Origin of the sequence: Immundisolibacter sp., from assembly GCF_028696615.1 — a bacterium.
In the GTDB taxonomy this organism is placed as follows: Bacteria; Pseudomonadota; Gammaproteobacteria; order Immundisolibacterales; family Immundisolibacteraceae; genus Immundisolibacter.
On the sequence record NZ_JAQVGQ010000050.1, the window covers coordinates 1 to 13,997 of the forward strand.

Annotated in this window: 6 protein-coding genes; all 6 read left to right on the forward strand. The window is 70.6% G+C overall.

Annotated features, from left to right (window positions below; genetic code table 11):
- On the forward strand, window positions 1–1,253 hold a 1,253-nt coding region (locus PHC73_RS05180), incomplete at its 5' end, for an alpha-amylase family glycosyl hydrolase (RefSeq protein WP_366949802.1).
- Window positions 1,250–4,567 (forward strand): maltose alpha-D-glucosyltransferase, encoded by a 3,318-nt coding sequence (gene treS, locus PHC73_RS05185; protein ID WP_300125289.1) that lies wholly within the window; start codon window positions 1,250–1,252, stop codon window positions 4,565–4,567. The genes PHC73_RS05180 and treS, both read left to right, overlap by 4 nt.
- A gap of 124 nt (window positions 4,568–4,691) precedes the next feature.
- On the forward strand, window positions 4,692–6,818 hold the full coding sequence (gene glgX, locus PHC73_RS05190) for a glycogen debranching protein GlgX (RefSeq protein WP_300125291.1): 2,127 nt from the start codon (window positions 4,692–4,694) through the stop codon (window positions 6,816–6,818).
- Complete coding sequence (gene treZ / locus PHC73_RS05195) at window positions 6,815–8,653, forward strand: malto-oligosyltrehalose trehalohydrolase (protein ID WP_300125294.1); 1,839 nt, start codon at window positions 6,815–6,817, stop codon at window positions 8,651–8,653. Before glgX ends, treZ begins: the two co-directional genes overlap by 4 nt.
- Window positions 8,650–13,752 (forward strand): malto-oligosyltrehalose synthase, encoded by a 5,103-nt coding sequence (locus tag PHC73_RS05200; RefSeq protein WP_300125297.1) that lies wholly within the window; start codon window positions 8,650–8,652, stop codon window positions 13,750–13,752. Before treZ ends, PHC73_RS05200 begins: the two co-directional genes overlap by 4 nt.
- A 166-nt stretch (window positions 13,753–13,918) precedes the next feature.
- Window positions 13,919–13,997: type II 3-dehydroquinate dehydratase (locus tag PHC73_RS13920; RefSeq protein WP_366949803.1), on the forward strand; the 79-nt coding region annotated here is incomplete at its 3' end.

The following is a 13,997-nucleotide window of genomic DNA, read 5'->3' on the forward strand; positions in this document are numbered from 1 at the left end:
GCAAGGGCGCCAACAATGCGCTGGCGGCCGGCCCGGACGACCCCGGCAGCCCGTGGGCCATCGGCGCCGCCGAGGGCGGCCACAAGTCCATCCACCCGCAGCTGGGCACGCTGGACGACTTCCGCCGCCTGCTGGCACGCACGCGCGAGCACGGCCTCGAGCTGGCCATGGACCTGGCCTTCCAGTGCTCGCCGGATCACCCGTACGTGACCGAGCACCCGGCCTGGTTCCGCCGGCGGCCGGACGGCACCGTGCAGTACGCCGAGAATCCGCCCAAGAAATACCAGGACATCTACCCGTTCGACTTCGAGACCGACGACTGGCCGGCGCTGTGGCGGGAGCTGCTCGACATCGTCGATTTCTGGCTCGACCAGGGCGTGCGCATCTTTCGCGTCGACAACCCACACACCAAGCCGTTCGCGCTGTGGGAGTGGCTGATCGGCGACGTCAAGCGCCGCCACCCGGAGGTCATCTTTTTGGCCGAGGCGTTCACCCGGCCGCGCCTCATGCACCGCCTGGCCAAGCTCGGCTTCACGCAGTCGTACACCTACTTCGCCTGGCGCAACACCAAGCAGGAGCTGACCGACTACTTCACGCAGCTGGCCCAGGACGCCTCGCGCGAGTACTTGCGCCCCAACCTGTGGCCGAACACGCCGGACATCCTGACCGAGTTCCTGCAGTTCGGCGGGCGGCCGGCGTTCATGCTGCGCGGCGCGCTGGCGGCCACGCTGGGCGCCAGCTACGGCGTATACGGCCCGGCCTTCGAACTGTGCGAGCACGCGCCGCGCGAGCCCGGCAGCGAGGAGTACCGCGACTCGGAGAAATACCAGGTGCGGCATTGGGACCTGGACCGGCCGGGCAACCTGCGCGACTACCTGGCGCGCCTGAACCGCATCCGGCGCGACAACCCGGCCCTGCAGGCGGACTGGAGCCTGCGTTTTCACCCGGTCGACAACGACCTGCTGCTGTGCTTCAGCAAAGCGCCGCCGGACGGCACCGAGGGTGACGTGATCGTGGTGGTGGCCAACCTGGACCCGCATCACATCCAGGCCGGCTGGATCGAGCTGCCGCTGGACACGCTCGGCATCGACCCCGCGCGGGCCTACCAGGCGCACGACCTGCTGTCCGGCGCGCGCTACCTGTGGCAGGGGGCGCGCAACTTCGTGCAGCTCGACCCGGCGGCGGCGCCGGTGCACATCCTGCGCCTGCGCCGGCGCCTGCGCAGCGAGCGCGACTTCGACTACTTCCAATGAACACGACCGACGACACGGACAGGTGGCACGACCCGCTGTGGTTCAAGGACGCCGTCATCTACGAGCTGCACGTGAAGGCGTTCTTCGACAGCAACCACGACGGGGTGGGTGATTTCCGCGGCCTGACCGAAAAGCTCGACTACCTCAAGGACCTGGGCGTCAACACGCTGTGGCTGCTGCCGTTCTACCCGTCACCGTTTCGCGACGACGGCTACGACATCGCCGACTACCGCAACATCCACCCGCAGTACGGCACGCGGGCCGACTTCCGACACTTCGTGCGCGAGGCGCACCGCCGGCGGCTGAAGGTGATCACCGAGCTGGTCATCAACCACACCTCGGACCAGCACCCCTGGTTCCAGGCCGCGCGCCGCGCGCCGCCGGGCTCATCCAAGCGCAACTTCTATATCTGGAGCGATACCGACAAAAAGTTCGCCGGCACGCGCATCATCTTCACCGACAGTGAGAAATCCAACTGGGCCTGGGACGAGGTAGCCAAGGCCTACTACTGGCACCGCTTTTTCTCGCACCAGCCGGACCTGAACCACAACAACCCGGCGGTGGTGCGGGCGGTGATCCGCATCATGCAGTTCTGGCTGGACATGGGCGTCGACGGCCTGCGCCTGGACGCCATCCCGTACCTGTGCGTGCGGGACGGCACCAGCAACGAGAACCTGCCCGAGACGCACGCCGTCATCAAGCAGATGCGGGCGGTCATCGACCGCCATTACACCAACCGTATGCTGCTGGCCGAGGCCAACCAGTGGCCGGAGGACGTGCGCGAGTACTTCGGCGACGGCGACGAGTGCCACATGGCCTACCACTTCCCGCTGATGCCGCGCCTGTTCATGGCCATCGCGCAGGAGGACCGCCACCCGATCGTCGAGATCCTGGCGCAGACGCCGGACATCCCGGACAACTGCCAGTGGGCCATCTTCCTGCGCAACCACGACGAACTCACGCTGGAGATGGTCACCGACCGCGAGCGCGACTACATGTACAGCATGTACGCCGCCGACCCGCGCATGCGCGTCAACGTCGGCATCCGCCGCCGCCTGGCGCCACTGATGGACAACCACCGCGAGAAGATCGAACTCCTCAATTTCTTGCTGCTGACCCTGCCGGGTTCGCCGATCCTGTACTACGGCGACGAGATCGGCATGGGCGACAACATTTACCTCGGCGACCGCAACGGCGTGCGCACGCCCATGCAGTGGAGCCCGGACCGCAACGGCGGCTTCTCGCGCGCCGATCCGCAGCGCCTGTTCCTGCCGCCGATCATGGACCCCATCTACGGCTACGACGCCGTCAACGTGGAAGCCCAGACGCGCAGCCCGTCGTCGCTGCTGAACTGGCTCAAGCGCCTGATCGCCGCGCGCAAGAACCACCGCGCCTTCGGCCGCGGCACGCTGCGTTTCCTGGAGCCCGGCAACCGCAAGATCCTGGCCTACGTGCGTGAATGGCAGGATGAAAAAATCCTGTGCGTGGTCAACCTGTCGCGCCAGGCGCAACCGGTCGAGCTGAACCTGGCCGACTTCCGCGGCCGGGTGCCGGTGGAGCTGCTCGGCCGCAGCGTCTTTCCGCCCATCGGCGAGCTGCCCTACCTGCTGACGCTGCGCGGCTACGGCTATTTCGGCTTTCGCCTGGCGACCGATGTCGAGGCGCCGTACTGGCACCAGGAGCAGCTGCCCGGGCGTGAACTGCCGGTGCTGGTGCTGACCGACGGCTGGCGGACCTTCCTGACCGGCCGCGGCGATGCCAGCGCGGTGCGCCGCGCCATCGCCAGCCGCAGCCGCAACCGCCTGCGCGACCTGCTGGCGCCGTACCTGGCCGGCCGGCGCTGGTTCGCCGGCAAGGGCCGCAGCGTCGCCCACATCGACATCCTCGAGCAGGGCGAGTGGCGCGCCGGTGAGGCCAGCTGGCTGGTGACGCTGCTCGACGTGCATTTCGCTGACGGCGAATCGCACAGCTACTTCCTGCCGCTGGCCATCGCCTGGGAGGATGCCGCCGGCGACGATCGGCTGCAGGCCCTGCTGCCGTGGGCGCTGGCGCGGGTGCGCGAGAAGGCGCGCATGGGCGTGCTGTACGACGCCTTTGGCGACGACGGCTTCTGCCGTGCGCTGGTGCGCGGCATCGATGCCGCAGCCGAGGTGCCGCTGCAGGCCGGCCGGCTGCAGCTGCGCGCCACCGGTGCGGTGGCGGACCTGGCGGCCTGCGCCGGGCTGCCCGTCTACCACCCGGCGCTCGAACAGAGCAACACCTCGGTGCTGTTCGGCGAGCGGCTGTTCCTGAAGGGCTACCGGCGCCTGCAGCGCGGCATCAACCCGGAAGTCGAGGTCGGCTGCTTTCTGACCGAGCGCTCGCCGTGCGCCAGCGTGGTGCCGGTGGCCGGCGTCATCGACTACCTGCCGGACGAAGGCGCGCCGATGACGCTCGCGCTGCTGCAGCCGTTCGTGGCCAACCAGGGCTCGGCCTGGCATTACCTGGTCGACTACCTCGAGCGCTTCCTGAGCGAGCCGCCACCGGCCGACGCCGTGCCGGACAACCCGCACGCACTGGTGCTGCAGCAACTGGCGCATCTGGGCCGGCGCACCGCCGAACTGCACCGCGCCTTCGCCCGTGTCACCGGTGACGCCGCCTTCGACCCCGAGCCGGTACAGCCCACCGACGTGGCCGGCTGGCTCGAGCGCATCCGCAACGAAGCGGCCACCACCCTGCAACGGCTCGAAGCCCACCTGCCCGGCCTGCCGGACGCCGTGCGCACGGCCTGCGAGACGCTGCTGGCCCGGCGCACGGCGCTGATGGCGGCGCTGCACCCGCCGCCGCTGGCCCTGGACGGGCTGCAGCGCTGCCGCTACCACGGCGACTACCACTTGGGTCAGGTGCTGCTGGTGCAGGACGACGTCGTCATCACCGACTTCGAGGGCGAGCCGGCGCGCCCGCTCACCGAGCGGCGCGCCAAGCACAGCCCGCTGCGCGACGTGGCGGGCCTGCTGCGCTCGCTGGCCTACGTGGCGGCGGTGGCGGTCAAACGCAGCGCCGCGGAACGGCCGACCGAACGAGCCAGCCTGACCGCGCAGGCCGCCGACTGGGAGCGGCAGGCGGCGCAGGCGTTCCTGGACGCCTACCGTGCGGCCATCGAGGGCTGCCCGACCTGGCCCGCCGATCCGGCCACCGCGCAGCGCCTGATCGGCTTGTTCCTGATCGAAAAGGCGCTGTACGAGACCCGCTACGAACTCGACAACCGCCCGGACTGGCTGGACGTGCCGGTCGGCGGCCTGCTGCGCCTGCTGGCGGCGCCCGAAAACTCGTGAAGTTTTCGAGTCCTCGGGCCGGCCTGGGCGTGACGCCGGGGGCGCGTCCGGGCGTGCCGGAAACCGGCGAGGCGGGACGGCTCCGGGACGGACATCCATTCACCAACTCTGGGCGGACTTTCACATGATCGAACGCATCACGGCCGTGTGGCCCGGCGCGCCCTACCCGCGCGGCGCCACCTGGGACGGCGAAGGCGTCAACTTCTCGCTGTTCTCCGAGCACGCCGACAAGGTCGAGCTGTGCCTGTTCGACCCCAGCGGCCGGCGCGAGCTGCAGCGCATTGCGTTGCCGGAGCGCACCGACCACGTCTGGCACGGCTACCTGCCCGAGGCGCGGCCGGGCATGTGCTACGGCTACCGCGTGCACGGCCCTTACGAGCCGGCCCGCGGCCACCGCTTCAATCCCAACAAGCTGCTGCTCGACCCCTACGCCAAGGACATCATCGGCACGCTGCGCTGGAGCGACGCGCATTTCGGCTATCGCCTGAACCACCGCCTGGCCGACCTGTCGTTCGACCGCCGCGACGATGCCGGTGGCATGCCCAAATGCCGCGTCATCGACCCGGCCTTCACCTGGGGCGACGACCGGCGCCCGCGCATCGACTGGCACCAGATGGTCATCTACGAGCTGCACGTGCGCGGCTTCACCATGCTGCATCCGGACGTGCCGGCGCCGCTGCGCGGCACCTACGCCGGCCTTGCCAGTGCGCCGGTGGTCGATTACCTGCAGCGCCTGGGCGTGACCACGGTGGAGCTGATGCCGGTGCACAGCTTCATCGACGACCGCCGGCTGGTGGAGAACGGCCTGCGCAACTACTGGGGCTACAACTCGATCGGCTTTTTCTCGCCCGATCACCGCTACAGCGCCGGCGGTGGCGTGACCGAGTTCAAGACCATGGTCAAGACCCTGCACTCGGCCGGCATCGAGGTGATCCTGGACGTGGTCTACAACCACACCGCCGAGGGCAACCAGCTTGGCCCGACGCTGTCGTTCCGCGGCATCGACAATGCCGCCTACTACCGCCTGATGCCGGACGATCCGCGCTACTACATGGACTTCACCGGCTGCGGCAACACCCTGAACATGCAGCACCCGCACGTGCTGCAGCTGATCATGGACTCGCTGCGCTACTGGGTCATCGAAATGCACGTCGACGGCTTCCGCTTCGACCTGGCCTCGGCGCTGGCCCGCGAGCTGTACGAGGTCGACCGCCTGGGGGCGTTCTTCGACGTGCTGCAGCAGGACCCGGTGCTGTCTCAGGTCAAGCTGATCGCCGAACCGTGGGACCTGGGCGAGGGCGGCTACCAGGTCGGCAACTTCCCGCCCGGCTGGGCCGAGTGGAACGACCGCTACCGCGACACCATGCGCGCCTACTGGAAGGGCGACGGCGGCCTGATCGGCGAGTTCGCGCAGCGCTTCACCGGCTCGAGCGACCTCTACCAACCCAGCGGTCGCACGCCCAACGCCAGCGTCAATTTCATCACCGCCCACGACGGCTTCACCCTGCACGACCTGGTCAGCTACAACGACAAGCACAACGAGGCCAACCTCGAGGACAACCGCGACGGCACCGACAACAACCGGTCCTGGAACTGCGGCGCCGAAGGACCGACCGACGACGAGGCCATCAACACCCTGCGCGCGCGCCAGAAGCGCAACCTGCTGGCGACGCTGCTGCTGTCGCAGGGCGTGCCGATGCTGCAAGCCGGCGACGAGCTGGGGCGCACCCAGGATGGCAACAACAACGCCTACTGCCAGGACAACCCCATCAGCTGGCTGCACTGGGAATCGATCGACGGCGAGCTGCTGGCGTTCGTGCAGCGCCTGATCGGCCTGCGCCGCGAGCACCCGGTGTTCCACCGCCGGCATTTCTTTCAGGGCCGCGCCATTCATGGCGCCGACCTGAAAGACATCCGCTGGCTGAAACCCGACGGCACCGACATGAGCGACCAGGAGTGGGGACAGGACTTCGCCCGCTGCCTTGGCGTGTACTTGTCCGGCGAGGCGCTGACCGAGCGCGACCGCCGCGGCCGGCCGCTGCGCGACGACGACTTCCTGGTGCTGTTCAACGCCCACCACGAGACGCTGGATTTCCGCCTGCCGGCGACGCGCTCGGGGGTCGGCTGGCAGGTGCTGCTGGATACCGCCCACGCGCAAGGGCTCGCCGTGGACGGCTGTTTTCCCGGGCAGGCCAGCTACCCGCTGCAGGGCCGCTCGCTGGCGCTGCTGATCGACCCCCGCCAATCATGAAACGCCGCCACCGCATGCCCTTCGGCGCCGAACTCGACGGTGACGGCACACGCTTTCGGCTGTGGGCGCCGGGCGCCCACCGGGTCGAACTGCTGCTCGATGACGGCAGCGGCGAGCGGGATTTGACGCTGGCGTCACACGCCGGCGGCTGGTATCAGGCCCAGGTAGCGGGCGTCGGCGCCGGCTGCCGCTATCGTTACCGCATCGACGGCACACTGCAGGTGCCGGACCCCGCCTCGCGCTGCAACCCGGATGACGTCCACGGCCCGAGCCTGGTGGTCGACCCTCTGGCCTTCGACTGGCAGGATGGCAGCTGGCGCGGGCGGCCGTGGCACGAGGCTGTCGTCTACGAGCTGCACGTCGGCGCCTTCAGCGCCAGCGGTGACTTCGACGGCGTGCGCCGCCGGCTCGACCATCTGGTCGAGCTTGGCGCCACGGCGGTGGAACTGATGCCGGTGGCGGATTTTCCCGGCCGCCGCGGCTGGGGCTACGACGGCGTGCTGCCGTTCGCTCCGGACCGCACCTACGGCTCGCCGGCGGCGCTCAAGACCCTGGTGCAGGAAGCGCACGCCCGCGGCCTGATGATGCTGCTGGACGTGGTCTACAACCACTTCGGACCGGACGGCAACTACCTGCACGCCTATGCGCCGGCCTTCTTCAACGCGGCGCACCACACGCCCTGGGGCGCGGCCATCAACTTCGATGCCCCAGGCTGCGAGGTGGTGCGCGATTTCTTCATCCACAACGCGCTCTACTGGCTGGAGGAGTTCCATTTCGACGGCCTGCGCCTGGACGCCGTGCACGCCATCTGCGACGACTCGCGCCCGGACATCGTCGAGGCGCTGTGCGCCGCCGTGCGCGCCGGCCCGGGCCGCGAGCGCGAGGTGCACATCATCCTCGAGAACGACCACAACCGCGCCTGCTACCTGCGGCGCGACACCGACGGCCGGCCGCCATGCGCCACCGCGCAGTGGAACGACGATTTCCACCATGCCGCGCACGTGCTGGTGACCGGCGAGACCGACGGCTATTACCGCGACTTCGCCGACCGCCCGGCGGCCCGGCTCGGCCGATGCCTGGCCGAGGGCTTCGCCTTCCAGGGCGAGCCGTCGCCGTTTCGCGGCGGCTCGCCGCGCGGCGAGCCGAGCGCCCACCTGCCGCCGACGGCCTTCGTCGATGCGCTGCAGAACCACGACCAGATCGGCAACCGCGCCTTCGGCGAGCGCCTGCACCAGCTCGCTGCCGCGCCGGGGCTCGAGGCGCTCACCGCCATCCTGCTGCTGGCGCCGCAGGTGCCGCTGCTGTTCATGGGCGAGGAATTCGCCACCGACCAGCCATTCCTTTTCTTCTGCGACTTCGGCCCCGAGCTGGCGCAGGCGGTCACCGCCGGGCGGCGGCGCGAATTCGCCCGCTTCGCGCGCTTCGCCGACCCGGCCAGCCGCGCACGCATCCCGGACCCGAACGCCGAGTCCAGCTTCGCCGCCAGCGTACTCGACTGGTCGGTGACCGAGCGGCCGCCGCACGCCGCGCGCCTGGCGCTGTACCGGCGCCTGCTGGCGCTGCGCCAGGCCGAGATCGTGCCGCGCCTGGCCGGCATGGCGGGCGGGCAGGCCGGCTACGCGCCCCACGGTGAGCGCGCGCTGGCCGTGCACTGGCGCCTGGGTGACGGCAGCTGTCTTGCGCTCGCCGCCAACCTCGGCGACGCCGCGGTGCGGCTGGCGCCGCAACCCGGACGGGTGCTGTACCTGAGCGACACCCTGCAGGCGGCGCAGCACGCCGCCGGCCGCCTGCCGCCCTGGTCGGTGGCCTGGACGCTGGTCGAGGCGGCGCCGTGAACGGCGACGCGGCTGTGGGCCGGCTGGCCGAGTGCTGCGGCATCGCGCCCGGCTACCGGGACGTCTGGGGTCGCTGGCACAGCACCGGCGTGGCCACCAGCCAGGCGCTGCTGGCAGCCATGGGCCTGGACCCGCGTGCCGACCCGGCCCGACTCGCCGCAGCGCTCGAAGATGCCGACTGGCACCGGCCGCTGGCACCGGTGCTGGTTCATGCGCTCGGCGCGGCGCTCGACGTGCCGCTGACCCTACCGGCCGGGGCACCGGCGCAGCGCTGGCGGCTAACGCTGGAGGACGGCAGCGGCCAGGCGGGCGCGTTCGATCCGGCCGGCGCAACGGTGTTCGGCGAACGTCGCTGCGACGGCATCCTGTACCGGCGCTACGTGCTCGAGCTGCCACCGCCCGAGGTCACCGGCTACCACCAGCTCGAGCTCGAATCGGCCGGCGCCGATGACCGCCCGCCGGCGCGCCTGACCCTCATCGTGGTGCCGGTCACCTGCTTTCAGCCGCCGGCGATTGGCGACCAGCGACGCCTGTGGGGGCCGACGGTACAGCTGTACGGCCTGCGCTCGGCGCGCAACTGGGGTATCGGCGACTTCACCGACTTGGCCACGTTGATCTCGCTCACCGCCGAAGTCGGCGGCGGCCTGGTGGGCATCAACCCGCTGCACGCGCTGTTTCCCGACCAGCCCGAGCGCTGCAGCCCGTACAGCCCGTCCAGCCGGCGGTTCCTGAACGCGCTGTACGTGGACGTGGATGCCGTGATCGCCGCCAACGACGCGGCATGCACCCGTCAATACGTGGCCGAGCCGCGCTTTCAGGCACGCCTGCAGGAACTGCGCGACGCCGAGCTGGTCGACTACGCCGCCGTGGCGGCGCTCAAGCTGGAGGTGCTGCAGCAGACCTGGCGGGCGTTCGTCGACCAGCACCTGGGCAGCGACAGCCCGCGGGCAGCCGCCTTCGAGCGGTTTCGCGCCGCCGGCGGCGAGGCGCTGCAGCGGCACGCGCTGTTCGAGGCGCTGCAGGCGCACTTGCACGGCGCCGACCCCGCCGTATGGGGCTGGCCGGCCTGGCCGGCCGAATACCACGACCCGAACGGTGCGGCGGTGCGCCGCTTCGCCGCCGAGCAGGCCGACACGGTGGCGTTTTACGCCTACCTGCAGTGGCTGGCCGACGAACAGCTGACCGCGGCCGGCGCGCACTCGGCGCAGCGGGGCCTTGGCGTCGGCCTATACCAGGACCTCGCGGTCGGCGTGAACCCCGGTGGCGCCGACACCTGGGGCCGGGCCGCGCTGTACGCGGCCGGCGCCCATATCGGTGCGCCGCCGGACACCTTCAACCTCCGCGGCCAGGACTGGGGGCTGGCGCCGCCACTGCCGTCCGCGCTGCGCGAGCAGGCCTACGCGCCGTTCATCGCCGCCCTGCGCGCGGTCATGCGTCCCTGCGGGGTGCTGCGCATCGATCACGTGATGGGTCTGATGCGCCTGTGGTGGGTACCGGCCGGCATGGACCCCGCCGACGGCGCTTACGTCGCCTACCCGTTTCGCGACCTGCTCGGCATCCTGGCGCTGGAAAGCCAGCGCAACCAGTGCCTGGTGGTCGGCGAGGACCTGGGCACGGTGCCGGATGCGCTGCGCGCGGCGCTGGCCGCCGCCGGCGTGCTCGGCTGCCGGCTGCTGCTGTTCGAGCACGACGCCGACGGGCGCTTCAAGCCGCCGGCCGACTACCCGGCCCAGGCGCTGGTGGCGGTCGGCACCCACGACTTGCCGACCCTGCGCGGCTACTGGCTGGGCCGCGACCTGCGCCTGCGCGAGGAACTCGGCCTGTTCCCATCGCCGACGGCGCGTGAACAGGCGGTGGCCGAACGCGCCCGCCAGCGCGCCTGGCTGCTCGCGGCGCTGGAACGCGAGCGGTTGTTGCCGGACGGCACCGGCATCGACCCGCAGGGCGTCCCGGACGTGGGGCCGGAACTGGGCCTGGCCGTGCACCGCTTTCTGGCCCGCACGCCGTGCCGACTGCTGGCGATGCAGGCACGCGACCTGTTCGGCCTGCCCGAGCAGGACAACCTGCCCGGCAGCAGCGACGGGCATCCCAATTGGCGGCGCAAGCTGCCGCCGCTCGAACGCTGGGCCGAAGAGCCGCGCTGGCAGGCGCTCACCGCGGCGCTGCGCGCCGAGCGCGGCAGTGGCCTGTGGCCGCGCCAGCCGGTGCCGGCTGCGCCGGCGAGCGCGATCATCCCGCGCGCCACCTATCGTCTGCAGTTCAACCGCGACTTTACCTTCGCGCAGGCCACCGAGCTGGTGCCGTACCTGGCCGAGCTCGGCATCAGCCACGTGTACGCCTCGCCCTATCTGCGCGCCCGGCCCGGCAGCGGCCACGGCTACGACATCGTCGACCACAACGCGCTGAATCCGGAAATCGGCAGCCGCGAGGACTTCGAGCGCTTGGTCGGCGCCCTGGCCGCCCACGGCATGGGCCACATCCTGGACATGGTGCCCAACCACATGGGCGTGATGGGCGCCGACAACCGGTGGTGGCTGGACGTGCTGGAAAACGGCCCGGCGTCGGTATACGCGGAGTATTTCGACATCGACTGGCAGCCGCTGAACCCCCGCCTGCACGGCAAGGTACTGCTGCCGATCCTGGGCGACCAGTACGGCGTGGTGCTGGCGCGCGGCGAGCTGGCGCTGACGTTCGACGCCGCCTGTGGCGAATTCAGCGTGTTTTACCACCAGCACCGCCTGCCGATCGACCCGGCCGAGTATCCGCGCATCGCCGGCCGACATCTGGACCAGCTCTCGGTGGCCCTGGGCGCCGGGCACGAGCACCTGACCGAGCTGCAGAGCCTGCTGACCGGCTTCGGCCACCTGCCGCCGCGCCACGCCACCGAGCCGCGCCTGGTCACCGAGCGCCAGCGCGACAAGGAGGTGCACAAGCGCCGCCTGGCGGCACTGTGCGAGGCGCAGCCGGCGATCCGCCAGCACCTCGAGCGCAACGTGGCGGAGTTCAACGGCCGTGCCGGTGATGCCGCCAGTTTCGACCTGTTGCACGAGCTGATCCACGCCCAGGCCTGGCGTCCGGCCTACTGGCGCGTAGCCCTGGACGACATCAACTACCGGCGCTTTTTCGACATCAACGACCTGGCCGCGCTACGCATGGAAAGCCCGGCGGTATTCGACGACACCCACCGCCTGGTGCTGGAGCTGATCGGCCAGCGCAAACTCGACGGCCTGCGTATCGACCACCCGGATGGCCTGAACGACCCGCGCGGCTATTTCGAGCGCCTGCAGGCGGCGGTGCGCCAACAGGCCGGCGGCGCCGACGACCCGCGACCGCTGTACCTGGTGGTGGAGAAGATCCTGGCCGAGCACGAACGCCTGCCCACCGACTGGCCGGTGCACGGCACCACCGGCTACCGGTTTGCCAACCTGGTGGGCGGCCTGTTCGTCGATCCGGCTGCCGAGCGGCGCATGGCGCGCATCCATGCCGACTTCACCCACACCGACGACGATTTCGACGAGCTGGTGTACGCCTGCAAGAAGCTGATCCTGCGCACCGCCCTGACCAGCGAGCTGAACGTGCTGGCCAACCAGCTGGCGCACATCGCCGCCGCCAGCCGCGACACCTGCGACTACACCGTCAACGGCCTGCGCGGCGCCCTGGCCGAGGTCATCGCCTGCTTTCCGGTGTACCGCACCTACATCACCGACGCGCCGATCGCCGCCGACGACCGCCGTCACATCGACTGGGCGGTGGCGGTGGCGCGCCGGCGCAGCCGCGCCGCCGAAGTCGGCATCTTCGAGTTCCTGCGTGGGGTATTGACGCTGGACATCGCCAGCGGCCGCGGGCCGTCCTACCGCGACCGGGTGCGCGCCCTGGCAAGGCGCTTTCAGCAGCTCAGCGCCCCGGTGATGGCCAAGGGCCTGGAGGACACCGCGTTCTACCGCCACCACCGGCTGGTGGCGCTGAACGAGGTCGGCAGCGACGGGCGCCGCTTCGGCATATCGGTGGCAGCCTTCCACAGCGCCTGCCGGGCCCAGCAGCGCGACTGGCCGCACGGCCTGCTGGCCACCTCGACCCACGACAGCAAGCGCAGCGAGGACGTGCGCGCACGCATCGCCGTGCTGTCCGAGCTGCCGGCGGCCTGGAAACTGACGGCGCAGCGCTGGCGGCGGCTGAACCGCCGTCACCTGCGCGAGGTGGGCGGCCGGCCGGCCCCCAGCGCCGCCGACGAATACCTCCTGTACCAGACCCTGATCGGCAGCTTTCCGCTCGGCCCGCCAGACGCGGCCGCCCTGGCCGACTACCGTGCCCGCATCGACGCCTACCTGCAAAAGGCGGCACGCGAGGCCAAGGTCGACACCAGCTGGATCAACGTCGACACCGACTACGAGGCGGCGCTATCCGGTTTCGTGCAGGCGCTGCTGACGCCCGGCGACGGCAATCCCTTCCTGGCCGAACTGGTCGCCGCGGTGCAGCGCCTGGCCGGCCACGGCCTGCGCAACGCCCTGGCGCAAACGCTGCTCAAGCTCACCGCGCCGGGCGTGCCGGACATCTACCAGGGCAGCGAGCTGTGGCAATTCCAGCTGGTCGACCCGGACAACCGCCGACCGGTCGACTACGCCCTGCGTCAGCGCCTACTGGCCGAGATCAAGGGCCTGCTGGATGGCCCGCCCGACGCCTGGCCGACGCGCCTGGCGCCACTCATGACCGAACCCGACGACGGGCGCATCAAGCTGTACATTACCTGGCGTGCACTGCAGCTGCGCGCCCGCCGCCCGGAGCTGTTTCGCGACGGTGACTACCGGCCATTGCCCGCCGCCGGCGCCGGTGCCGAGCACCTGTGCGCGTTTGCCCGCACCCTGAACGGGCAGGCGGCCGTCACCGTGGTGCCGCGCCTGCTGGCGCGGTTCCAGGGTGAGCGTGAGGGCGCCGTCGACTGGGCCGACACCCGCCTGGAGCTGCCCACCGGCGACTGGTACGACCTGCTCGGCGGTCGCCAACACACCGTCGGCGCTGCAGGCATGCGGGTGCAAGACCTGCTCACGCCACTGCCGCTGGCGCTGCTGGTCGACGACGCCGACCTGCTGACGCCTTCTTAGCAGGCCGCTGAAAAAAGGCTTCCTGCCCGTTTTCGCGGCCTAGTCAAAGAAACCGCGCGGGCGCTGGCGCACGGAAAACAGGTTCGCGCCCGATTCGGTGCCGATGTGGACAATTCGTGGCCGATGGCCAAGAATCCGCGCTGTTTTCACCCAGTCCAAGCCCCGCATGGCCAAGATCCTGTTGTTGCACGGCCCGAACCTGAACCTGCTGGGGCGCCGCGAGCCGTCCATCTATGGCCACGACA

What these genes read in the sequence shown, in the direction of transcription:
- treS (WP_300125289.1), top strand. Translation starts at nt 1,250, where the DNA reads ATGAACACGACCGACGACACGGACAGGTGGCACGACCCGCTGTGGTTC.
- glgX (WP_300125291.1), top strand. Translation starts at nt 4,692, where the DNA reads ATGATCGAACGCATCACGGCCGTGTGGCCCGGCGCGCCCTACCCGCGC.
- treZ (WP_300125294.1), top strand. Translation starts at nt 6,815, where the DNA reads ATGAAACGCCGCCACCGCATGCCCTTCGGCGCCGAACTCGACGGTGAC.